Origin of the sequence: Streptomyces durhamensis (assembly GCF_000725475.1) — a bacterium.
In the GTDB taxonomy this organism is placed as follows: Bacteria; Actinomycetota; Actinomycetes; order Streptomycetales; family Streptomycetaceae; genus Streptomyces; species Streptomyces filipinensis.
In genome coordinates this window covers 78127-99917 of record NZ_JNXR01000026.1, presented here as the reverse complement: position 1 = coordinate 99917, position 21791 = coordinate 78127, and the positions used below count along the sequence as shown (strand labels likewise).

Below are 21791 nucleotides of genomic sequence, written 5' to 3'. Positions count from 1 at the left end.
TCAGGCCGCCCTCGGGGACACTTCGATGCCCTGCTGACCGAGGGCGTAGGCAAGGGCGTCGGCGAGCGAGGCACGGGTGGGTACGGAACCCAGGTCGATGCCGAGCTGCACGATGGTCTGCGCGATGGCCGGACGGATGCCCGAGACGATGCACTCGGCGCCCATCAGGCGGGCCGCGGCGACCGTCTTCATCAGATGCTGCGCGACGAGCGAGTCGACCGTGGGGACACCCGTGATGTCCAGAATGGCATAGCGGGCACGCTGAGTGACGATGCCCTCCAGCAGGGATTCCATGACGACCTGGCTACGGGCACTGTCCAGCGTGCCGATCAGCGGAACAGCGACTACGCCTTCCCACAGGTTGATCACCGGGGTCGCCACCTCGAGCAGCTGCTGCCGCTGCCGGGCGATCAGCTCCTCCCCCGCACTGAGCGCCGTCCGCATCACCACCAGGCGCAAGGTGCCCATCAGGGCGGTCAGCGCCAGCAGGTTCTCAGTCATTGCCGGAGCGGAGGAGTCCGGGAAATCCGCCCGGAGCAGCTCGGCAACCGGCGTGCGCAGGGCGGCGACCTCGTCCACGATCTGGGCGGGGCTCGATCCGGTGCGGGTCCGGGAACCAGCCATGCTCCCAAGCTGCTCGCGGACGCTGTCAAAACCGGGTGCTTCGATGTCCTCCAGCCGCCCGGCCGACGCCACGTCGGCCAGGGCGTCCACAACGGCCTTGCACGCCTCTACGGCCTCGTCGCGCGAAACGGTGAAGACCGCCCGGAACAGCGGGGCATCGGCCCAGCGTTGAGCGATCTGCTCCCGGCGGCGCTCCAGGAAGCTCCCCAGCTGGCGCGCCGTGGATGCGACCGACTCTTGCTCCGACACCTGCATCGTCTCCTTCGTACCGGCCCAGCGGCCGTCACTCGGCCACACTTGCCAAGAGCCGATTATTGCCGCATGGCAAACGTTAGCGCCGGGGCCGTGACCCAACCAACACGCGATCGACACATCTCGCCGAGAGGGGTTCGCGATCCGGTCAGCGGCCGTGCCAGTCGAGGCAGACGACGAGGGCGTCGTCGTCGGGGGCGGGCCGGCCGCGGTGTCCGGTGAGCTCCCGGAGGATGGCGCGCGGCACCTCGGCAGCGGGAAGCAGCCGGGTGGCCTGGATCGCCCGGGTCAGCGCGGCGTCGCCGTACGCCTCGCCCTTGGGGTCGGCGACTGCGTACACCCCGTCACTGACGAAGACGAGCCGATCGCCGGGCTGTACATGGAACTCCTGGCCCACATAGTCGGTCTCCTCGAACATGCCCAGCGGGAGCTGCGCCTCGAAGGTGACGCGTTCTACAACGCCGTCACGCAGTCGCAGCATCTGGGGCGAGCCCGCGTCCACGACCTTGGCCCGGCCCGTCGCGAGGTCGAAGTCGAACATGAGCATCGACAGGTAGCAGCGGCCGCTGTAGTGGGCGTAGACCGCCTGGTCGGCCAAGGCCGCCTGGTCGTCGATGGCGATCCCGGCACGCCGCGCGTTGCGGAGAGCGTTGATGGCCAGGTTGGTGAGCAGGGAGGCCTCTATGCCCTCGCCCATGCCGTTGGTGACGTACAGCATCAGGTGGTCGGCCGTGGCTGACCAGTCGAAGTTGTCACCGAAGATCGCGTACGCCGGCTCCAGCTGCGCGCCCAGTTCGTATTCGGGGCGGGAGCAGGAGCGGCCGGGCAGCAGCTGCCACTGCATCTCGGCGGCCAGGGTGAGCCGGTCCTTGCGCCGTGCCTGCAGGTAGATGTCGGTGTCCCGCTCGGCGACGACCACCTCATGCCCGAGCACCTCGGCGATGTCCATGAGCTCGCCCAGCAGGTTCTGCACCTGGCCGTCGTCCGGCAAGGCCACAGCCAGGACGCCCAGCCGGTCCCCGCGCACGCTGACCGGCAGGTGAACGCGCACACGGCCGTCCCCCTTGGATTCGACGACCGGTTCCTGAGCGCCGAAAGCCCGGCCCACCACGCTGTTGTGCACGGACACCGGCTCCACGGTGTGTGGCAGCACCGACAGTGGCTGGAGCACGGTCAGGCCGTAGTCGGCCATGAACAGCTCCACGGACTCCGCGGCGTACTGCTCAACCAGTACACGACGGACGGCGTCGAGCAACTCGTGGGGTGCCGCCGTACGCAGGGCGCGCTCGACGGCCACAAATCTGTTCACGATGGTAAATACACCAATCTTTCGACGGACACTTAACCGACCTCGCTCATGCAACGAGGTCGTACGATTGAGGCCGCGCCAAGCCGTCCGGACCGTCCAAACCCTCTGTAGCCGCTGCGTGCGCCTAGTAGGCTGGCGGCCGTCCCAGTGCCTGCGAGAGTGTGACAGTGGCTGCTTTCCGCCCCCACCCGGAACCCGTCGAGGTCGCCCGTGTGACCGCCACGGCCGCAGAGTTGCTGGAAGTCCTGTGGGGCCGGGCATCCACCGCCCCGGCGTCCGCCTCCCAGATGCGGGTGCTGCTGACCCTCGAGCACCAGGACGGTATCAACCTGCGCACGCTGAGTGACGCACTTGCCTCCACCCCTCCGTCCACCAGCCGACTGTGTGACCGCCTGGTGGCCGCCGGCCTCGTCGAGCGCGTGGTCAGTGCGGCCAATCGGCGCGAAGTACAGCTGCACCTGAGCAGCCGGGGCCGAGCCTTCCTGGACGACCTTCGCACACGCAGGGAGCAGGAGCTGCAGGCGGTACTGGCCCTCATGCCCGCAGGCAAGCGAACGGCGCTGCGGGAGGGTCTCGAGGCATTCTGCCGCGCGGCAGCACTGCAGATACACGACAAAGCACAGCAACCGGACGACCGGAGCGCCTGAACGCACGACCGCCCCACCCGACTCCCCGACACTGCGGGGCATTGGTGGCCAGCGCACGGAGCAACCTCCGCCCACCGGAACATTCCACATCCTTCCCACTGCAGCACGACACGGCTACTTTCTTGCCCTAAGGCCATTATTGTCAAATGGCAACAGACGCCTTGGGGTCCCTCCTGACCCCGGATACCCCAAGACGGCCCGCAGTCGACTGTGGGCCACGCCCCAAAGTCCGAAAGGCCTGGTCGGCAGGCCTGAAGAGGGCCTTCGTGGCCACCTCGGGCTGCACCTGGAACCAACTCCCGCCCGGGTTCGGACTGTCGGGGGTCACCGCCTTCCGACGGTTCACCGAGTGGACGGAGGCCAGGGTGTGGGCCAAGCTCCACCGCCTGGTCCTGGACGAACTCGGCGCCCGGGGTGAGCTCGACTGGTCGCGGTGCGCGATCGACTCCGAGGGCCTACCCCTGTCGCTCGGCATCTCCGCCGCCAACCTCCACGACAGCCAGGCGTCGCCTTCACCTCCGTCGCAGCGACCCTCATGTGCCACCGCGGACTCACCAAGTGAAATGGCGTCTAAGGGCCTGATCCCACCTGCGGACCATCCGCGTGGGGGTGTCATCGCCGACTCCCTCCTGCGGCGGCGGCAACATCCTCGGTGGGTCCATGGATGAAGGTAGCCGGGCGGGGTAACAGAGCTGCTGCCCGTGTAGAGCCCGTTCGAGGAGAGCTTGTGACCGAACCAGCAGGTCTGAGTGTCGAGGTGTCCGTGATCGGCTCCGACGCCGCGATCATCACCGTCTATGGGGAGCTGGACGTCGACACTGGCCTCGTCCTGCAGCACCAACTCGCCGGCCAGGCAGTGCACGGACGACGTCATCTGGTGCTGGACTTGGCGGAAGTGCCGTTCATGGACTCCTCTGGGCTGGGCGTCATCATCCGGGCCGCCAACGAGGTGCGTAACATCGACGGATCCGTGTCCCTGGCCGCCCCCAGTCAAGTGGTACGACGTCTTCTCGATCTGACCGGCGTCGGCATGAGCTGCCGGATATTCGACAGCGCGGACGCAGCCTGCGAGGCCCTCCTCGGTCAAGGCGGTGATGCCGTGAACACCGTGGCGGGCGAGGCGGCTCGATAGACGATGAAGTCCTTACCAAGAGGGCGACGACGGGCCAGCCAGCCACGGCAAGGCACTCGATCAGGTGCAGCAGTCCCCAGCGCCTGTTCGAGAAGCTCCTGGCTTGCGACGCGGCGACTCGTCGCCCAGTGTCTGGGCTGCGCAATACCCGCCAGTCCTCCATAGATTATCGACACCCTCACCCGGACAGTGCACGCCTTACTGAAGGACGTATTCCGATGTGACCGGGCTAGACATGCTTATGCTTCATGACCAATCACGGGTCGCCGGCCCTGTGGAGTTGTGCCTCCTCGACCACGGCGGCACCGAGCGCAGGCTGGAGGTGACCGAGCGCGCGGGTCACGTCTGGCACGGGTACGTGCCAGACGTGCAGCCGGGACAGCTCTACGGCTATCGCGTCCCCGGCCCCTGCGACCCCGCCGCGGGACACCGCTGCAACCCCGACAAGCTCCTGCTGGGCCCCTGCGCGCGAGCGATCGACGGCACTGTGGATCAGGACCTGTCACTGTTCGGCTACCAGCTGGACGCGCCCGACGAGCCGAACCACGACGACAGCGCGGCACACCAAGCACACTCCGTCGTGGTCAACTCCGCCTCCGGCTGGGCCAGGACCGGCCGCCGGACCGGCCCTGGCACGAGACGGTCGTCTACGAGGCACACGTCAAGGGCCTCACCACCCCGTCCCGATGTCCCAGAGGAACTCCGCGGCACCTACACAGCACGAGGCCGGCATCGCGCACCGGCAACTCCCTGCTGATGCGCCACCCCAACGTGCTGCAGCTCATCATGGACTCCCTGCGCCACCGCCTCGCGCGACCTCCACGATGACGGGCGCCTCCTTGCGCGGCGGTCAACTTCGTCGTCGCCCACGACGGCTTCACTCTGCGTGGCCTCGTGTCGTACAACGACAAGCACAACGAGGCGAACAGTGAGAACAACGAGGACGGCGAGAACCGCAACCGTTCGGGGAACTGCGGTACCGAGGGCGACACCGACGACTCCGCCGTGCTGGCCCTGCGAGCCAGGCAGCAACGCAACTTCCTGACCACCCTCCTGGTGGCCCAGGGCATCCCGATGCTCGCCCACGGCGACGAATCAGGTCGAAGCCAACGCGGCAACAACAACGCCTGCTGCCAGGACGGTCCGCTGTCGTGGGTCGACCGGTCACTGGCCGAGCAGGACTCCGGCCTATGGAGGATGAACGAGGACGACTGGGCACGACCGGACGCCCATGCCGTCGGCCTTTACCTCAACGGGGATGCCATCACTGAACCGGACCCGCTGGGTCAAAAGGTCCAGGACGACTCCCTTCTGCTGCTGTTCAACGCCTGTGCCGCAAACGTGGACTTCACGCTCCCCGAGGCACAACACGCGCAGACATGAAGACAGTCCGGGCGACACTGCGCAGCCCCAGGGCGCCGACGAGACCGAACTCAAAGCGCAGGCGGCCACGACCTTGGAGCCACACCGCTCAGTCGTGCTGCGCCGCACGTCGTAGCCCTCCCGCAGCAGGGCCTGGTGCGGAACCCGCCTACCACTCGACGCCACTCCTGCCATACGCATCCGTCATGGACGTCGGCGGCCGAAGGCGGCGAGTCGACCTCTGGCAGGGTCTGACCTGGCATCCGTCCGATCACAGGAAGCGGTGGATCGGGGTGACGGCGGCCTCCTCGACGCGCTGAAGTAGCTTCCGCCGTCTCCATCGAGTGAGGTCGATGTCGACGCTGCGCAGGAGGTCCGCGTCGTAGTCGCGATCCAGTTCGGCGGTGAACGTCTCGTCCAGGACGGCGAGCATGACCTCCTCGTCGTGATCCATGGAACGGCGGTTGAAGTTGGTGGACCCGATCAGGGCGGCGACCGAGTCCACGGTGATGATCTTGGCGTGCATCATGGTCGGCTGGTACTGACGGACGTGCACACCTGCTTCCAGCAGACGTGTGTAGTGATGTTGGCCGGCGAGCTGGCAGGCGCGCTGGTCGGTGTGTGGGCCCGGAAGCAGGATCTCCACCCGTACCCCTCGGCGGGCGGTCTGGCACAGCAGGTCGATGAAGTAGGTGTCGGGTGCGAAGTAGGCGGTGGCGAGGCGGAAGCGTTCCTCTGCGGAGGTGAGCATGACGCGGATGAGGGTCTGCATGTCCTGCCAGCCGATGCTGGCGGAACCGCGTACGACCTGGACGACCGATGAGCCGGCCTGCGGGTGCTCGATGAAACGGTCACGGTCGTCGTAGAGCTCGTCGTGGCACTCAGCCCAGTTCTGCGCGAACGCGGCCGCGATGCCGTCCACGGCTGGTCCGCGCACCTGGACGTGAGTGTCGCGCCACTCCGCCGGGTTGCGGGCGTCGCCGCACCATTCCTCCGCGATGCCGACACCGCCGGTGAATGCGGTGTGCTCGTCGACGACGAGAGCCTTGCGGTGGCAGCGGTGGTTCTGCTTGAACGGCGACAGCCAGACGGGCTTGCGGAACCAGGCCACCTGGACGCCTGCCGTGCACATGAGATCGAGCAGTTGCTGTTCGATCTCCTTGGCGCCGAAGCCGTCCAGCAGCAACCTGACTCGCACCCCCGCCCGGGCGCGGTCGGCGAGAGCGAAGGCGAAGTCCCGGGCGATCTGACCACGCCAGTACACGAACGTCATCATGTCGATCGTGTACCGGGACGAATGGATCGCCCTGAGCATCGCGGGGAAGATCTCATCGCCGTTGCGCAGGGGAACGAGGTCGTTGCCTTCGGTGGCGGCCACCCCGATCAGCCGCTCGAGCCGACGGCGCAGTCGTTGTTTGCGTAGCGCCGCGTCGGATGCGGTGCCATGCGCCGGGGCTGCCGGTTTGCCGTCGAGGATCACGCCGTATCTCCCATTCGACCCACGAGGACGAATCGTTGAGGACTGCTGCTGGGGCCTGAGAAGCAACATGCCCGGCGGGCACCGCCGCATGTCGGCGGCGGCTCGATCGTGGCTCTGCCCGCGATTTCCGCGATCCCGGAGATCAGGGGCGATCCCCCGAAGACCCTGGATGAAGGGCGAGAGCCATGACGAGTCTGCTGACCGATCACTCGACGGTCCTGTCCCTGGCCCGACATGCACCGGGGCCGGCCACAGCCCGCTCTTGCCGACCACGTCGGCTTCGAGGATCACGACCTCGAGGTGTGCGAGGCCCTGACGGCTCTGAAGCCGGTGGTCGCAGCACTGCCGAAGCGCGATCGAAAGATCCTCGCCATGAGGTTCAGCAACGACATGACGCAGCGCGAGATCGCCGCCGAGCTCGGTCTCACCCAGATGCACGCCTCTGGTTCACTCGCTGACGGAATGGAGCGCGTCCGCCTTCTGGGCGGCCCCAGACGAGGCAGCGCCGGAAGAGTGAACCGACACCTGGCCTTCTGTGCCAGGGGTACACGGACGACAGGCCACGTTGGTTCGGAAAGCAGCCAGACGGCCTGTGCGCCGGGGGCGTCCGAGACGGCCCGGCTGCGTGCCGCCGGGAGCGGGCGTTTGCCCGCTCCCGGGCGCGGTGCCTGCACGGAAGGCGCCCTCGGCGGAGGCCGAGTGACGCGAACCGCAGTGGGAACGGGTGCGAGGCACGCAGTTGGGGGTAAGGGGGGTCCATGAGTGATCGAGCCCGGGATCGCATCGGGAGGCTCCTGCGCGCCGTCGACCAGTCGCTGTTCCAGAGCGTGGCAGCGCGCGAGTGGCCAGCAGCCGAAACGGTGCTGCCGAGGCTGAGCCGGAGCGCCAACCACGGTCTGCTGTGGGGAGGGGTCGCTCTTGGTGTGTGGGTTCTCGGGGGCGTGCGCGGCCGTCGCGCCGCCGTCCGCGGGATGACCTCACTGGCGCTGGCCTCCATCACGGTGAACACCGTCGGCAAACGCTCCGTCGGCCGGGCCAGGCCCATACTGGATGCCCTCCCGGTCGTCCGGCATCTGCCCCGCCAGCCCTTCACAAGTTCCTTTCCCTCCGGGCACGCCGCCTCGGCCGCCGCGTTCGTAGCCGGGATCGCCCTGGAGGCACCGCAGCTGGGTGCCGCATTGGCGCCGCTGGCAGCATCAGTTGCCTTCTCCCGCGTCTACACCGGCGTCCACTGTCCAGGCGATGTCCTTGCCGGCGCGGCTCTCGGGGTAGGCGCAGCCTATGCGGTGCGCGGCCTGGTGCCGTCCCGCTCGCAGATGCCTCCGCCGGCCAGGCCACGGGCGGACGTACCCGCGCTTCCCGACGGGGAGGGGTTGACCGTCGTCGTCAACCCGTCCTCCGGCAGTCAGCCCCAGCTCGCCGACCCCATCAAGCAGTTGAGAGCGATGCTGCCGCGGGCCGAGGTCGTGCTCTACGACGATGCCTCCGGGCCTCTGTCCAAGGTGCTCGCCAAGGCCGCCCGGGAGGCTGCTAACCGCGGCGGCGCGCTGGGCGTGTGCGGTGGCGACGGCACCGTGAACGCCGCTGCGGCGGCCGCGCTCGCAGTCGGCGTGCCTCTCATGGTGCTCCCCGGCGGTACGTTCAACCACTTCGCCGCCGACCTCGGCGTCGACACAGTAGCCGACGCCTGCACCGCGGTGGTGCAAGGCCAGGCCGTCCGTGCCGACGTCGGCCGGATCAGGCCTCTGCAGGCGGTGGGCGACGACGTCGATCCGGCCTACTTCCTCAACACCTTCAGCATCGGCGTCTATCCGGAACTGGTACGGCTGCGCGAACGATGGTCCCCCAGGATCGGCGGACCGCCAGCCACCATCCTCGGCGTCATGCGGATTCTGCGCCAGGCCGGTCCGCTACAGGTCGAGGTGAACGGACACCGCCGGTCGCTGTGGCTGCTCTTCGCTGGGAACGGTGTGTACCGTAGCGTCGGCATCGCCCCGGTCCGACGCCACGACCTGGCCGACGGCATGCTCGACGTGCGCGTTGCCCATGCCGGCCGTTTCGCCCGCACCCGCCTGCTGGCAGCAGCCTGCGTCGGTCGACTGGCGAGGACACCGTTCTACGCAGCGGCGACGCCGAAGCGTCTCGTGATCTCCGGCCTGCCCGAAGAAGCCTGCATGGCCTACGACGGCGAGGTGACCGACGCGCCTCCTGCCCTCGTCCTCGACAAGCTCGACGAGGCGTTGACCGTGTACCGCCCGGCTGCGGACGACCACCCCGGCTACTCGCTCGCCGCCCCATGAACACAAGCCTGTGACTCGCGCCTGCAAGCTGCAGGACGTGTAAACCATCGGTGCATCGGTGGGGCGTCCTCGGGCGGAGCTGGCCGGCCCCACGGGATCTGAGGGGATGGGTCATCCGCCCAGGTCGGCCACGCCAGGCAGGCGAAACGCGCTACGCGCGGCAGACAGTCTCGGCGGCTCGACTGTCCTGCCTCGGTAGCCCAAGCTCTGGCTCGGTGCGGGGCTGCAGGAGGCCGTCAGCCTCTTCGAGCAACGACAGTCCGTCACGCGCACTGACGGCTTGCAGCCAGGCCAACGCCTCCGCCTTGGAGCAGCCTTCGCACGCCGCGACACATCCAGCAGCCTGGTGGATGCGGTGCCAGCGCGCCGCACGCACGTCCGTTTGCCGCACTGAGCGCTGAGAGCCTGTGCTTGCGTGCACCTGACGCCAGCGTAGGAGGGCATCCAAAACGACCTCGGCGGCACATGGCGCCTTGGACCAGCAACTGGGCCGGTCTTGATGAGTCATGCCCTAGTGACGTGGATCGCTGGCCTCAACCGTTCGGGTGACCGTGGCGTTTTGCCGAGTGCTGAGGGTAAACGCGTCATCACAGCAAAACCACACCAGGCTGGGACGACCCAGCGAATCAGGGCGCCACGGGAATCGGCGGCAGCGGCTGCACGATCCGCACAAGCCGGGCCTCATGTGGCCGACCGGACGGGACAGAGAAGATGGACGACCTCGCGCAACTGATCCAGCAGACGATGCGCCGCCGCCACCTGACAGCCCAGGCCATCGCCGAGCAGACCGGCATTCGTACCCCTCGGGTCAAAGCGTTCGCAGAAGACGGCGCCAACGGCCCTATCCATCCCACCGACGACGAACTGCGGGAACTCGCCCGCGCGCTCTGCTTGCCGCTGTCAGCGGTTCTGGGAGGCGCACACCCCTCGGTCAAGTCGAAGGCGGCTTCCGCAGCGCGGAGGCTGCGACAGCACGCCGGCGGTCGTAGGGCACCAGCTCGGGGGGCTCACTGATACGGGCTGCCGAACTCTGCTTTGGACGCCGCGCATTGCACTGCTGAACCAGGGAGTGGGCCGGACTTGGGCCTGCCTGCTTCGGAGCTGAGCGGGCATACGGCGGTGAGCCAGAGGATGCCCTCCGGCCGGACATGCCGAGAGACGTGATCAGGGGGTACGGATGCCGACCGCTGTATCGGGGACACCTGCCGAGCTGCCCGGTGAAAGACCTGGACACCGCCCCGGCGTCGCCAGGAGCGGCCATTCCGCAGTGCCGCACGGAATCGGCTGGTCCGCTGGATGGATCGGCGCGCTGACCGCCTGTCAGGCGACGTTGATGGTGGGCATCGGCCTGCTGATCACCGGCCCCGCCCATGGTCTGTGGCCTCTGACGGTCGAGGACAAGGTCGACGAGGCCTTCGAGCGGATGCGCACCGGCTCTCTCACCGCGTTGTCCTCGGTCACGTCGGAGGCCGGCAACACCCCGACGGTGATCACCGTGACTCTGTTGAGCTGTCTGGGCCTGATCCTGATCCCCAGGCTGCCGATGTGGCGGCAGGCCGCCTTCCTCGCTGTCGCCGTGTCCTTGCAGTCGCTGGTCTTCCTGGTCATCACGGTGGCGGTCGACCGCCACCGTCCGGACGTGCACCGTCTCGACGGCTCGCTGCCCACCTCCAGTTACACCTCCGGTCACACCGGTGCGGCCACGGCACTCTATGGGGGCCTGGCGGTGCTGGTGCTGTCCCGGTTGCGCGGTCCTTGGCGGAGAGTCATGGCCGGCCTGCTGTTCCTCGTGCCCGTCGCGGTGGGCCTCGCCCGACTGTACCGGGGCATGCACCACCCCACCGATGTCGTGGGCGGGCTCGTGAACGGCTGCCTGTCCCTGCTGATCGTCGGACGCCCCCTGCTCACGGACGGATTCGTGACTGCTCCGCCCGCCGCCTCCCCGCTCCCCGCCGCCGCCTCCCCGCTTCCCGCCGTCGCCGACCGCGCGGGGCGGCCGCCCGGTCACGCCGCCGTGATCTTCAATCCCACCGTCACCGACCGGACCGACCGTGACGCCCTGCGCCGGGTCCTGGAACGACACGGCTATGACGCACCGGTATTCAAGGAGACCTCCGCCGACGACCCAGGGGGTGGCCAGACCGCCGACGCTGTCCGCCAAGGTGCCGTGCTCGTGGTGGTCTGCGGCGGCGACGGCACACTTCGGGCTGCTGCCGACGCCCTGGCGGGCAGCGAGGTCCCGCTCGTCCTGGTGCCCTGCGGAACCGGCAACCTCCTCGCCCGCAACCTCGGCCTGCCGCTGTCCCCTGCCGACGCCCTCGATGCCGCGCTGCGCGGTACGACGCACCGCGTCGACCTCGGCCGCATCGACGGCGACGGCCTGGCCGCCACACACTTCGCCGCCATGTGCGGCGCCGGCCTCGACGCCGCGATGCTGGAGCGTGCCAATCGCAGCGACCGCACCAAAGCCGTTCTGGGCTGGCCCGCCTACGCCGTGGCACTTCTCCACGTGCTGCGCGCCCCCCGGATGAGGGTGAGCATCCGCCTCGACGACGCGCCGGCCCTGCGCCGTACGGCTCGCATGGTGCTCCTCGGCAATATCAGCACCGTACAGGGCGGTATGACGCTGCTCCCGGGTGCCCGCCCCGACGACGGACGGCTCAACCTGCTGATCCTGGACCCACGAGGGACCAGCGGCTGGACGCGCGCCGTATGGGCGCTCCTGCGCGGCAGAACCATGGAACCACCGTCAGCCGCGGCCACGGTTCCCGCACAGAACGGCCGCACGGACGGCGCACCCGTGGAGTTCTTCGCCTTCCAGCGTGCCGAGATCATCTTCGACGACCCACAGCCCCGCGAACTCGACGGCGACCCCATAGCATGCGGCCGCCGCCTGACCGCAGAGGTCAGGCCGGGCGCGCTGACCATGCTGCTGCCGGCACGGGGGGAATGAATGGGTACCGCCACCAAGGTCCCGGAGACACGGGACATGAGCGGAGAAGAACTGTCCGCCGACGAGGCCTGGGCCGCGCTGCGCCGTTACGGCGGCTGGTCGCTGTTGCGCGATGCCTTCATCCGCTTCCGCTACGCCGACGGCTTCAGTCACGCCCGGGCTCTCGCCCTGCAGACGGTACTCGCGGTGGTCCCCCTGGTCATCGCCTTCGTCGGTCTGTCCACCACCCTCCACACCGAGAATGTCGGCCGGCTCGCCGAACTGACGATCCACCGGATGGCACAGGGTCCCAGCGCCGGCGTCGTCGACGACGCGCTCGACCGCAGTCGCCGCACGTCGGGCGGCGGCGCAGAGGTCGCCCTCTGGTTCGGCGCCGCGTTCTCCCTGGTCAACGTCACCACCGCCATGGGCCAGATCGAACGTGGCGCCAACCGGATCTACGGCAACGAACGCGATCGCCCCTTCCACCACAAGTACCTGCGCGGCCTGGTGATGTCCGTCAGCGCCGGTCTTCCGCTCGGCCTCGGGTTCGTCGCCATGGTCGCCGGCGACGACCTGGCCTCGGCGGCGGTCACGGTCTACCACCTCGGCGGCCACGCCCAGAGGGACTGGGACATCCTGCGCTGGCCGTTCGGGCTGCTGCTGGCGTTGATCTCCGCGAGCGCCGTCTTCCGCCGCTCTCCCCGCCGTAGGCAGCCCGGCTACACCTGGCTCGCCTTCGGTGCGGCCGTGTACCTGGTGCTGTGGATGACACTGACCTGGCTGCTGAGCCTCTACCTCAAGCTCAGCGGCTCCTTCGACACCATCTACGGCCCGCTGAGCGCCTTCATGTCGCTGCTGTTGTGGGCCTACTTGACCTCGATAGCCCTGTTCCTCGGACTGTCCTTCGCCGCCCAGCTGGAAGCGACACGCGGCCGGCGTCCCGGCCCCGTCCAAGAAGATCCAGGAGTCTGAATGGGCACGCTGACCGCCCTACGGCAGCTTCGTGAACGTCGCCGACAGGCCGATCGTAGGTTCGGCGCGCGGCTGCTCGCCTCGACAGTCGTCGCCGCTGTGGCCGCGGTGCCCTTCGCGTTGATCCTGGTACTGGTCGAGGGGCGGTGGGCGCCCTTGCGGCGCATCGACATCGGCGCCGCGCAACGCCTGCACGAAGTCGCCGTCCGCCACCCGTCCTGGACCGGCGTCCTGCACCTGCTGTCCGACCGGGTCTGGGCCCCCGTCACTCTCCGCCTGGCCGTCGGAGTCCTGACCGCCTGGCTGCTGCACCGCAGGGCGTGGCGCCTGGCCGCCTGGGCGATGGTGACCGCCGTGGCCGGCGGGCTGATCGGCTTGCTGGTCAAGGCGGTGGTGGAACGTGACCGACCGGCTCTGCGGGACCCGGTGGCGCACGCCCCGGGCTACTCCTTCCCGTCCGGCCACGCCATGACGGCCACCACGTCCTTCGCCATCCTCATCCTGGTGCTCCTGCCCCTGGTACCGAGGGTGTGGCGGACTGCCTGCTGGGGCGTCGCCGTGTTCAGCGTGCTCGGCGTCGGCTTGACCAGAGTCGCCCTCGGTGTGCACTGGTTCAGCGACGTCCTGGGCGGCTGGCTTCTCGGCCTGGCCGTCGTCGCCCTCACCACCTGGGCCTTCGAAGCGTGGCGTATCGAAGCCGGTCTGGGGCACCCCCCGGTGAGCGAGGGCCTGGAACCCGAACTCGCAGAAGCCACGCCTGAGCCGGGCCGGTCACGCTGGTAGGGACTCGGGCGGTCAGGATGCGTCGGTGCGGGGGAATACGTACTCGTCCAGCAGGATGCCGATGGCAACGGCAGCCGGTACCGCGACCAGAGCACCGATGATGCCCAGCAGAGCGCCGCCGACGAGGACGCCCACGACCGTGACCACCGGGTGCACGTCGACGGCATACTTCATCGCGCGGGGCATGATCAGGTAGTCCTCCGCCAGTCGGAAGCCCACGTAGAAGCCGGCTGTGGCACCCGCGACCGGCAGGGAAACCGACAGGGCGACCAGGCTCACGGCTACCCCGGCCACCGTCGACCCGACGACCGGGATCAGGTCCATCAGCGCCACGAAGAAGCCCAGGGCGGCCGGATAGGGGACACCGATGGCCGCGCACCAGGCGAAGGTCGCGAGCCCGGCGATGCCCGACGTCGCGAGGTTGGCCAGCATGAACCGGCCCGTCCGGGTCAGGATCTCGTCCGTCACCGTCTCGACCCGCGCGCGCCTGCTCGCGGCGACGAAGCGGAATCCGAACTGCTTGATCTCGGGCAGGGCGACCATCAGGTAGATGGTCACGACCACGACGATGACGGCCGATGTGACCAGACTGAGTACCATCCTCCCCGCTCCCAGCAGCCCGCCGAGCACACTCGAGCCGCCGGAGGCCAGAGCTTTGCGGACCTTGGAGATCAGGTGGTAGCGGTCTTCCAGATGGCCGAGGGCAGTGTGTCTGTCATGCAGCTGCGTCAGCCACTTCGGAATCGCCTTGACCAACGAGTTGATCTCATCCGTGACCGGCTGAGCAATCAGCGCGACGAACCCCGACAGGCACAGCAGGGATGCGAGAAGAACGACCAGAACCGCCCAGCCGCGACGTACGCGATGCCTGCTCAGGAGGGCGACCAACGGCTCCAGACCGATCGCGATGAAGACGGCCGCCAAGAACAATGACAGCAGCTGTCCGATCTGCAGAACGGTGTGCACCAGCAGCCAGGCCAGAGTCCCACCGAGTCCCAGAGCGAAGCCGGCCCGCAGCCACGACCCGCTGCGTTCAACGGGTCGTGGCCGGATGGTTCCGAGTCCTCTCCTCCCCTGCCCGCCGACGCCTGACTCCCTGGCAGCGGCCCGGGTTCCCCGTACCGCTCCGTTCGCCGCCCGCCCACGCCGGCGTGCGCGGGCGGCGTAGATGCGTGTCATGAGCAGCCCTCCTCGGCGCGCGTCAGACGGTCTTCTCAGAGCCACGGCAATCTTCAGCGCCTGCGACCGCGGACAGTCCAGCCGCCTCCCAGTCCCGCGAGGTGCAGGGCCAGAACGGTGAGGCCAAGGAGCATGACGTTGGTCGAGGTGAAGGTGTGGTTGGTCGTGATATCCGCCGCGTTGATCAAAAAGGCGAAGAAGAACAGGACAGCAGAAACAATGGCCAGCATGGTTTGTCTCCTAGACGGGTGACGTCCGTGGTGCACTGCACTGCGAATTCCCAGCACCTGGCAACTCACACCGGCTGTGAGATGCCGAGTCGCGTCGGCACCGTCGCGGTTGGGCGGAGACATTTAGGGCAGAAAGTGCTTCACGGGTGCGACCTGCGTACCGTGAAGGATGGCGGGGAGGACGTCGGATGTCCAGTGTTCCTTCGGTCAGGAAGACCCACGCCGGCCACTGTCTAATGGCTTCCTTCAGTGGCGACATGGATTGCCTGACCGGACCGATGTTTCGAACCGAGTTCTTGAACCTCATCGATTCTGGCGCACGGTTCATCGTGCTAGACCTCGCTGGTGTCCCATTTTGCGATTCGGCTGGGCTGAATGCCCTTCTGGCGGCCCGTCGGCATGCACATGAGACCGGTGCGAGGTTGGCGCTGGCGAGGGTGCAGGTGCAGCCACGACAGCTGCTGAAGCTCACCGGCGTCGATAGGATTCTTGACGTCTACGACGCTACGGAAGACGCCATGACGGACCTTGCGAGCCGCCGTGACAACAATTCGGGGAACGAGGGAAATGCCGACCTTCGAACGAGGACCGCATCACCCGGACGACCGACCGATTCTGCATACTATTCACCTCCCGCCCCAGCTCATAGCATTTTCGAACACATAGACGGGGCTGACGGTCCTTCGGTCGGGTAAACGCGTACGCAACGGCGTCGAGGAAAGGGGAAGCCATGTCAGTGGAACCCGAACGTGCCGAAGCGAGCCCTGCTGCGGAACACGCCGCCGAAGCGATGATCAACTTGTGGAAGCGAGCCCATGAGGACGTCGCTCCCACGGTTTCCGAGGAGCAGATGCGCGTTCTGCTCGCCCTGGGCACCGAGCCAACCGATCCTGATCGCATTGCCAAGGACCTATGTGTCAGCGCCATGTGGGCAACCCGTTTGCTCGACCACTTGGCTCAGCGCACGCTGGCTCGGCGGCTCCCGTCCGGCGAGTTCTCTGTCACCGGCGCCGGACAGTGTGTGCTCGAAGCGACGCGTCAGCGCCGTCGGCAACTTCTGGAACAGACACTGGTGACCGCCGCGCCACCGGACCGCCCGGTACTGCGGGACGTGTTCAACCAGCTGTACGGAGCTGTGAGCCCCTTGACGCGAGTGCCGCGCAGCCGCTCGCCGCTCTGATCGACAAGGGCCGCTCAAGACCCGCCTGTCCCACCGTGGCCCTGGAAAGCAGACTCCGTCACTCAGGCGCCTCCCTTGGACGTACGTCAACGATGTGCTGCGACGTCATACTCGTCATCCTTGGTCGTACGGGGCGCGCCATGCGCATGCTCACCGGGGACGAGGGCAAAAGGGAACGAACAAGGCGGGGCTGCCCACCGTCCGTGTTGGGGAGGGGCGTGACGTGCGTATCTGGCAGGAAAGCACCGAGGTAGGCCCGCGACCGGGACAGATGTCGCCCTTGGGCGCGGCCTTCGACGGTGTGGGGACGAACTTCGCGGTGTTCTCCGAAGTGGCGGAGCGCGTAGAGCTCTGCCTCTTCGATGAGGACGGCGCCGAGGAGCGCGTCCCATTGAAGGAAGTGGACGGCTTCGTCCACCACATCTACTTGCCGGACGTCGGCCCGGGCCGGCGCTACGGGTTCCGCGTCCACGGCCCGTACCGGCCCGAGCGTGGTCAGCGCTGCAACCCGGGCAAGCTGCTGCTCGACCCTTACGCCAGGGCGATCGAGGGCGAGGTCGAGTGGAATGAGGCACTGTTCCCCTACCACTTCGACGCTCCCGGCCGGCGCAACGACCTCGACTCGGCGCCGTACGCGCCGAAGTCGGTGGTGGTGAACCCCTTCTTCGACTGGGGCAACGATCACCCACCGCACACCCCGTATCACGAGACCGTCATCTACGAGGCCCATGTGAAGGGCATGACGAAGACGCACCCGGCGATACCGGAGGCGATGCGCGGCACGTACGCCGCACTGGCGCACCCGGCCATGCTCGACTACTTCGTCAAGCTGGGTGTCACCGCGGTGGAGTTGATGCCGGTCCATCAGTTCGTCCAGGACCACGCGCTGGTGGAGCGGGGGCTGTCCAACTACTGGGGGTACAACACCATCGGCTTCTTCGCCCCGCACAACGCCTACTGCTCGTCCGGGCAGCGGGGCGAACAGGTGCAGGAGTTCCGCTCGATGGTCAAGGCCCTGCACGAGGCGGGGATCGAGGTCATCCTCGACGTCGTCTACAACCACACCGCCGAGGGCAACCACCTCGGGCCCGTGCTGTCGCTGCGGGGACTGGACAACGCGGCGTACTACCGCCTGTCCCCAAAGGACTCGCGCTTCTACTGGGACACCACTGGCACGGGCAACAGCCTGCGGATGAACCACCCGCACACCCTGCAGCTGATCATGGACTCGCTGCGGTACTGGGTGACCGAGATGCACGTCGACGGCTTCCGCTTCGACCTGGCCGCCACCCTGGCCCGGCAGTTCCACGAGGTGGACCGGCTGTCGTCGTTCTTCGACCTCGTCCAGCAGGACCCGGTGATCTCCCGGGTGAAGCTCATCGCCGAGCCCTGGGACGTCGGCGACGGCGGTTACCAGGTCGGCAACTTCCCGCCGCTGTGGACCGAGTGGAACGGCAAGTACCGCGACACCGTACGCGACTTCTGGCGCGGCGAGGGCGGAACGCTCGGTGAATTCGCCTCCCGCCTCACCGGCTCCTCCGACCTGTACCAGAACGACGGCCGCCGGCCCTACGCCTCGGTCAACTTCGTCACCGCCCACGACGGCTTCACCCTGCGCGACCTCGTCTCGTACAACGGCAAGCACAACGAGGCCAACGGCGAGGGCAACCGCGACGGCGAGGACCACAACCGCTCGTGGAATTGCGGCGCCGAAGGCCCCATCCACGATCGCGGCATTCTCGCCCTCCGCGTCCGCCAGCAGCGCAACCTCCTCGCCACCCTGCTGCTCTCCCAGGGCGTACCCATGCTGCTGCACGGTGACGAACTCGGCCGCTCCCAGCGCGGCAACAACAACGCCTACTGCCAGGACAACGAACTGACCTGGATCGACTGGGCACAGGTCACCGAAGGCAGCGAGCTGCTCGACTTCACCCGCAAACTGATCTCCCTGCGCCGCGAGCACCCGGTCTTCCGTCGGCGACGGTTCTTCAGGGGGCGGGCGGCGCGGGCATCCGGCGAGGCGGTGCAGGACATCACCTGGTTCACCCCTGCCGGGCGGGAGATGACCGACACCGATTGGGACACGGGTTTCGCCAGGTCCCTGATGGTCCATCTCAACGGCAGGGCCATCACGGAACCGGACCTGCGGGGCCTGCGGGTGGAGGACGACTCGTTCCTCCTGCTCTTCAACGCCCACAGCCAGGCTCTCGGCTTCACCGTTCCCGACGGGCTCGATCCGTGGTGGGCGGTGGAGGTGGACACCGCGATCCCGTACACCGAGTACCGGCCGCTGATCAAGGGCGGCAGCGAGGTGGAGGTCGAGGGCCGCTCCATGCTCGCCCTCCGGGCCCATCAGGACAGCTGAACTCAGCTCACGTGGACCCGCGGCCGTCGCTCCGGGTCCCGCTGGGCGCGGCGCAGTACCTCGCGGCACGCGAGCCGAAGGACGTGGCCAGGATCGCCAGGATGAAGATCGCCGCGATCTTGGTACCGCCGGGCCGTTCGACCACGTCGGCGACCAGGGTGTAGCCGAAAACAGCGGTGATGACCGCGGAGGCGACGGTCGCCCAACGGTGGCATCGACGGCGAGCCGCGACCGTGGCAGCGAACGACGCAGACAGCAGCAGCATGCCGGTCGCGTACGCGCCGCTCTGCTTGTCCGCGTTGGCATGGAACCAAACGGTGTGCACACGGCCGCCGCCGTGAAAACGAGCTCCAGCGGGCGGACCGCCCGCGTCCATTCGGGAGCCATGCCGTAGCGCGGGAGATACCGCGGGACGAGGTTCAGCAGGCCGGCGAGCGCGGACGCTCCAACGAACCACAGGATGGCGATGGTCGAGACGTCGTACACCGTGCCGCTCGCTTCCCCGAGGTACTGGTGCGCCAGGTAGGCGAGCGCGCGGCCGTTGGCCGGTCCGCCGCTCTTGAAGGCGTCCTGCGGGGATGAGGATCACCGTCGTCAGACGGGACAGCAGGAGCAGGCAGCTCATGGTGACGGCGGCCGTGGTGAGTAGCCGACGGGTCTCGCGGATGCGGCCCTCGGGCTCCTCATATGTGTCCGACGGATCAGCCTGGACCTGGGGCATCACAGCAACTCCGGTCTCGAAGCCGGACATGCGGCGGAGTCACTCCCAGGGGTGACCTGGTCCGCCGACTCCTACCGCGGAAGGCGTGCGAACCCGTACTGCGGGCAAGCGGATAGCCCGGGGACCGCCGGACAGAACGACAGTCAACGGCAAAGACGGACGGTAGGAGGAGGTCGGCGATGGAGTGGTGGAGCTGGGTGATCTTCCTCATCGCGGCGGTGGGCTTGCTCACCGCCGCGACGTTGGCGGTTCAGGCCAGACGCCGCAGCGGCACGGTGATCGCGGTACGTACGGGCAACCGGCCCAGTCGGGAGGGTCCGCAGTGAACACGCTCATGCTGGCCTCGGAACTGACCAAGCGGGTGGTCGTGACGCTGGGCGGCGAAGCCGTCGCACAGATCCGGGACACCGTCTTCGACGCTCAGGCGGGACGGATCACCGGCTTCACCCTGAGCGGGCGCGGCCTGCTGGCCGGCCCCCTCAAAGAGAGCCTGCCCTTCTCCGAAGTACACGCCATCGGACCGTCCGCCGTGATGATTCTCAGTGAGGCGGTCCTGGAGAAGCGGGACTTGGTCGTGGGAGCCGGCGAAGCCGCACACGGCCAGGTCATCGGCGCGCCCGTCCTCACGGATCAGGGGACGGAGATCGGCACGGTCCTGGATGTCGTGATCGAGGCCGGCAGCAGTGGACGGGTGATCGGCTTTGAGATCGCCGCCGACGCGAACCTGGACGACCAGGAGCAGAAGGTGTTCATCCCACGCGGAGAGACACTGGCCGTCTCCGGACAGGCCCTGGTGGCCCCCTCGCACGCCCGCCACTTCGTCGCCGACGACCTGCCCAGCTTCAGCGCCCAGGTCGAAGCCTTCCGCACGCACACCGCCGAGCCGTACGCCGGCACGGCCGCTCTCGGAGAAGGAGGCCAGGCATGATGCTGTTCACCCAGGCCCAGGGCCTTCCCGTGATCACCGCGGAAGAGGCCGAACCGCTTGGACGAGTGGAAGGCCTGACCATCGACGCGCACACCAGGAGCGTCGCCTGCCTTCACCTCTCCGGAGCCCCGAAGCACGCTACGACCATCGCCTGGGACGCGATCGAAGGGATGGGACGGGACGCCGTCATCGTGCACTCCCGCGCCGCCACCGATCCCGATCACAACACGTTCCCTGCTCACCAAGAGGCGATCGGACACTCCGTCCTGACCGAGGACGGCACCGCCCACGGTACTGTCAAGGACATCGCCTTCGACGACACGACCGGACACATCCGCACGCTGTACACAGCTCTCGGCGACATCTCCGGAGACCGCCTCATCGGTCTCGGCTCCTACGCCGTCGTGGTACGCGTCGACTCCGTTTGACGAGGTTCACGCTCGTCGCCGCTGGTCGGACCAGCGACGGCGCGCACCAGGTCGGCGGTCAGCGGAATCGGCGAGCCGGTCGTTGACGGCAACCGTGTCGCTGTTTCCGCTCTTGCGTTTGGAATCCAGCAGCTCAAGCCTGTCGACGGCCCCCACCGTCGGATTGCTTGTCGCGGAGGAGGACTTCGAGCTGGTCCTGAGCCTGTTCGATCGGGTGATGCGGACGGGTGAGAGCTGGGCCGGGGCCTTTTCCGGTACGGCACAAGGACGGCGGGATGCGGCTGCCGGAGTTCCGCAACATGCGCCTGCAGGACGTTCTCGGCGTCTACTACGCCCTCGGCCTGTGCGCGGAGCGGGAGACACTGTTCAGACTCGAAGGCAATGCGGCCCTGGCGACGAAGGTGGCGGAACAGTCTCCGATCGGACCGGCGGTCCTGGACCGCGAGGTGCGGTACGTGGCGGTGAACGCCGTGTTGGCGGACATGGACGGTATCCCGGCGGAGCAGCGCCTGGACCGCAAGCCCGGCGAAGTCCTGCCCCGGGTCGACGCTGAGCAGGAGGAGGCGCTGCTGCGGCAGGTCCGCGACAGCGGCGTGCCGATTCTGGACCAGGAGGTCGTCGGCCGGACACCCGCCGACCCCGGCGCCGACCACGCATGGTCGCTGTCCATGTCCCGTTTGGAGGCCTCAAGCGGCGAGGTACTGGGCGTGACCATCTCGTTGATCGACATCACCGACCGGTACCTGACGGCACTGCAAGCCGAGGAATCACGCCGCCGTCTGGCTCTCGTCGCCGACGCCTCCGTCCGCATCGGCACCACCCTCGCACTGGAGCAGACCGCTCGGGCACCGGAGAGACGACGCGGCGGAGGTGACCGCAAGGAACTCAACAACTGAAACCGGAGAGCCAATCCCCTTCGCAGATCACTCCAGGGCCCAGGCAGCTGCCTGGGCCCTTCCGTTTA

Annotated in this window: 21 protein-coding genes and 3 pseudogenes; 18 read left to right on the top strand and 6 right to left on the bottom strand. The window is 68.0% G+C overall.

Annotated features, from left to right (window positions below; translation table 11 throughout):
• On the bottom strand, positions 1-879 hold the full coding sequence (locus IO33_RS0132355) for an STAS domain-containing protein (RefSeq protein ID WP_031171595.1): 879 nt from the start codon (positions 877-879) through the stop codon (positions 1-3).
• Between the two features lie 145 nt (positions 880-1024).
• Entirely contained in the window at positions 1025-2185 is a 1161-nt protein-coding gene (locus IO33_RS0132350; RefSeq protein WP_031171593.1) for a PP2C family protein-serine/threonine phosphatase, read from the bottom strand.
• Between the two features lie 161 nt (positions 2186-2346).
• On the opposite strand from IO33_RS0132350, the gene IO33_RS0132345 reads away from it, so the two are divergent.
• The 5 genes and pseudogenes from IO33_RS0132345 to IO33_RS52865 all read left to right on the top strand — a co-directional run.
• A complete protein-coding gene (locus IO33_RS0132345) occupies positions 2347-2832 on the top strand; it encodes a MarR family winged helix-turn-helix transcriptional regulator (protein WP_031171588.1) in 486 nt (161 codons plus the stop codon).
• A 146-nt stretch (positions 2833-2978) separates the two neighbouring features.
• Positions 2979-3338, top strand: a pseudogene (locus IO33_RS48070) (transposase); the annotation flags it as partial.
• A 221-nt stretch (positions 3339-3559) separates the two neighbouring features.
• Positions 3560-3964, top strand: a complete 405-nt coding sequence (locus IO33_RS0132340; RefSeq protein ID WP_051927101.1) for an STAS domain-containing protein — start codon at positions 3560-3562, stop codon at positions 3962-3964.
• A gap of 235 nt (positions 3965-4199) precedes the next feature.
• Positions 4200-4721 carry a hypothetical protein gene (locus IO33_RS52870; RefSeq protein WP_342448359.1) on the top strand — a complete coding sequence of 174 codons (522 nt, stop codon included), beginning with the start codon at positions 4200-4202 and terminating at the stop codon, positions 4719-4721.
• A gap of 71 nt (positions 4722-4792) precedes the next feature.
• Positions 4793-5462 (top strand): annotated as a pseudogene (locus IO33_RS52865) (glycogen debranching enzyme); the annotation flags it as partial.
• Positions 5463-5597: 135 nt separating this feature from the next.
• Here the strand turns inward: IO33_RS52865 and IO33_RS0132325 are convergent.
• Positions 5598-6806, bottom strand: coding sequence for a phospholipase D-like domain-containing protein (locus tag IO33_RS0132325; protein WP_031171581.1), 1209 nt, complete (start codon positions 6804-6806; stop codon positions 5598-5600).
• A 234-nt stretch (positions 6807-7040) separates the two neighbouring features.
• Between IO33_RS0132325 and IO33_RS54220 the strand changes: the two genes are divergently transcribed.
• From IO33_RS54220 to IO33_RS0132305, 6 genes are all read left to right on the top strand, one after another.
• Entirely contained in the window at positions 7041-7568 is a 528-nt protein-coding gene (locus IO33_RS54220) for a sigma factor-like helix-turn-helix DNA-binding protein (RefSeq protein ID WP_078963988.1), read from the top strand.
• Positions 7565-9106 (top strand): bifunctional phosphatase PAP2/diacylglycerol kinase family protein, encoded by a 1542-nt coding sequence (locus IO33_RS0132320; RefSeq protein WP_031171580.1) that lies wholly within the window; start codon positions 7565-7567, stop codon positions 9104-9106. Before IO33_RS54220 ends, IO33_RS0132320 begins: the two co-directional genes overlap by 4 nt.
• Before the next feature lie 711 nt (positions 9107-9817).
• On the top strand, positions 9818-10120 hold the full coding sequence (locus IO33_RS48055) for an XRE family transcriptional regulator (RefSeq protein ID WP_245235937.1): 303 nt from the start codon (positions 9818-9820) through the stop codon (positions 10118-10120).
• Positions 10121-10283: 163 nt separating this feature from the next.
• On the top strand, positions 10284-12059 hold the full coding sequence (locus IO33_RS0132315; protein WP_031171577.1) for a bifunctional phosphatase PAP2/diacylglycerol kinase family protein: 1776 nt from the start codon (positions 10284-10286) through the stop codon (positions 12057-12059).
• A complete protein-coding gene (locus tag IO33_RS0132310) occupies positions 12060-13013 on the top strand; it encodes a YihY/virulence factor BrkB family protein (protein WP_031171575.1) in 954 nt (317 codons plus the stop codon).
• Positions 13014-13796: a phosphatase PAP2 family protein gene (locus tag IO33_RS0132305; RefSeq protein WP_031171573.1), complete on the top strand. Its 783-nt coding sequence runs from the start codon at positions 13014-13016 to the stop codon at positions 13794-13796.
• Between the two features lie 12 nt (positions 13797-13808).
• Here the strand turns inward: IO33_RS0132305 and IO33_RS0132300 are convergent, their stop codons facing one another.
• Together IO33_RS0132300 and IO33_RS51375 are read right to left on the bottom strand one after the other, a co-directional pair.
• The gene (locus IO33_RS0132300) at positions 13809-14975 is read right to left on the bottom strand and encodes an AI-2E family transporter (RefSeq protein WP_078963987.1); all 1167 of its coding nucleotides are present in this window, start codon (positions 14973-14975) and stop codon (positions 13809-13811) included.
• A gap of 53 nt (positions 14976-15028) precedes the next feature.
• On the bottom strand, positions 15029-15205 hold the full coding sequence (locus tag IO33_RS51375; protein WP_167349489.1) for a hypothetical protein: 177 nt from the start codon (positions 15203-15205) through the stop codon (positions 15029-15031).
• A gap of 188 nt (positions 15206-15393) precedes the next feature.
• Here IO33_RS51375 and IO33_RS54215 point away from each other — a divergent pair, with 188 nt between their 5' ends.
• From IO33_RS54215 to glgX, 3 genes are all read left to right on the top strand, one after another.
• Positions 15394-15900, top strand: coding sequence for an STAS domain-containing protein (locus tag IO33_RS54215; protein WP_078963986.1), 507 nt, complete (start codon positions 15394-15396; stop codon positions 15898-15900).
• 35 nt (positions 15901-15935) lie between these two features.
• Positions 15936-16385 carry a helix-turn-helix domain-containing protein gene (locus IO33_RS0132290; protein WP_157857947.1) on the top strand — a complete coding sequence of 150 codons (450 nt, stop codon included), beginning with the start codon at positions 15936-15938 and terminating at the stop codon, positions 16383-16385.
• A 271-nt stretch (positions 16386-16656) separates the two neighbouring features.
• On the top strand, positions 16657-18750 hold the full coding sequence (gene glgX / locus IO33_RS0132285) for a glycogen debranching protein GlgX (protein ID WP_031171566.1): 2094 nt from the start codon (positions 16657-16659) through the stop codon (positions 18748-18750).
• Between the two features lie 58 nt (positions 18751-18808).
• Here the strand turns inward: glgX and IO33_RS44655 are convergent.
• Positions 18809-19501 (bottom strand): annotated as a pseudogene (locus IO33_RS44655) (amino acid transporter); the annotation flags it as partial.
• A gap of 149 nt (positions 19502-19650) precedes the next feature.
• On the opposite strand from IO33_RS44655, the gene IO33_RS51370 reads away from it, so the two are divergent.
• The 4 genes from IO33_RS51370 (at position 19651) to IO33_RS0132260 (ending at position 21723) form a co-directional block, all read left to right on the top strand.
• Entirely contained in the window at positions 19651-19797 is a 147-nt protein-coding gene (locus IO33_RS51370; protein ID WP_167349488.1) for a hypothetical protein, read from the top strand.
• Positions 19794-20399: a PRC-barrel domain-containing protein gene (locus IO33_RS0132270; protein WP_031171561.1), complete on the top strand. Its 606-nt coding sequence runs from the start codon at positions 19794-19796 to the stop codon at positions 20397-20399. Before IO33_RS51370 ends, IO33_RS0132270 begins: the two co-directional genes overlap by 4 nt.
• A complete protein-coding gene (locus IO33_RS0132265) occupies positions 20396-20827 on the top strand; it encodes a PRC-barrel domain-containing protein (RefSeq protein WP_031171559.1) in 432 nt (143 codons plus the stop codon). The genes IO33_RS0132270 and IO33_RS0132265 overlap by 4 nt, the downstream gene beginning before the upstream one ends.
• A 275-nt stretch (positions 20828-21102) precedes the next feature.
• Positions 21103-21723, top strand: a complete 621-nt coding sequence (locus IO33_RS0132260) for a PAS domain-containing protein (RefSeq protein WP_031171557.1) — start codon at positions 21103-21105, stop codon at positions 21721-21723.
• Positions 21724-21791: the final 68 nt, after the last annotated feature.

What these genes read in the sequence shown, in the direction of transcription:
- IO33_RS0132355 (WP_031171595.1), bottom strand. Translation starts at nt 879, where the DNA reads ATGCAGGTGTCGGAGCAAGAGTCGGTCGCATCCACGGCGCGCCAGCTG.
- IO33_RS52870 (WP_342448359.1), top strand. Translation starts at nt 4,200, where the DNA reads ATGCTTATGCTTCATGACCAATCACGGGTCGCCGGCCCTGTGGAGTTG.
- IO33_RS54220 (WP_078963988.1), top strand. Translation starts at nt 7,041, where the DNA reads ATGCACCGGGGCCGGCCACAGCCCGCTCTTGCCGACCACGTCGGCTTC.
- IO33_RS0132320 (WP_031171580.1), top strand. Translation starts at nt 7,565, where the DNA reads ATGAGTGATCGAGCCCGGGATCGCATCGGGAGGCTCCTGCGCGCCGTC.
- IO33_RS48055 (WP_245235937.1), top strand. Translation starts at nt 9,818, where the DNA reads ATGGACGACCTCGCGCAACTGATCCAGCAGACGATGCGCCGCCGCCAC.
- IO33_RS0132315 (WP_031171577.1), top strand. Translation starts at nt 10,284, where the DNA reads ATGCCGACCGCTGTATCGGGGACACCTGCCGAGCTGCCCGGTGAAAGA.
- IO33_RS0132310 (WP_031171575.1), top strand. Translation starts at nt 12,060, where the DNA reads ATGGGTACCGCCACCAAGGTCCCGGAGACACGGGACATGAGCGGAGAA.
- IO33_RS0132305 (WP_031171573.1), top strand. Translation starts at nt 13,014, where the DNA reads ATGGGCACGCTGACCGCCCTACGGCAGCTTCGTGAACGTCGCCGACAG.
- IO33_RS0132300 (WP_078963987.1), bottom strand. Translation starts at nt 14,975, where the DNA reads ATGACACGCATCTACGCCGCCCGCGCACGCCGGCGTGGGCGGGCGGCG.
- IO33_RS51375 (WP_167349489.1), bottom strand. Translation starts at nt 15,205, where the DNA reads ATGCTGGCCATTGTTTCTGCTGTCCTGTTCTTCTTCGCCTTTTTGATC.
- IO33_RS54215 (WP_078963986.1), top strand. Translation starts at nt 15,394, where the DNA reads ATGTCCAGTGTTCCTTCGGTCAGGAAGACCCACGCCGGCCACTGTCTA.
- IO33_RS0132290 (WP_157857947.1), top strand. Translation starts at nt 15,936, where the DNA reads ATGTCAGTGGAACCCGAACGTGCCGAAGCGAGCCCTGCTGCGGAACAC.
- glgX (WP_031171566.1), top strand. Translation starts at nt 16,657, where the DNA reads ATGTCGCCCTTGGGCGCGGCCTTCGACGGTGTGGGGACGAACTTCGCG.
- IO33_RS51370 (WP_167349488.1), top strand. Translation starts at nt 19,651, where the DNA reads ATGGAGTGGTGGAGCTGGGTGATCTTCCTCATCGCGGCGGTGGGCTTG.
- IO33_RS0132265 (WP_031171559.1), top strand. Translation starts at nt 20,396, where the DNA reads ATGATGCTGTTCACCCAGGCCCAGGGCCTTCCCGTGATCACCGCGGAA.
- IO33_RS0132260 (WP_031171557.1), top strand. Translation starts at nt 21,103, where the DNA reads ATGCGGCTGCCGGAGTTCCGCAACATGCGCCTGCAGGACGTTCTCGGC.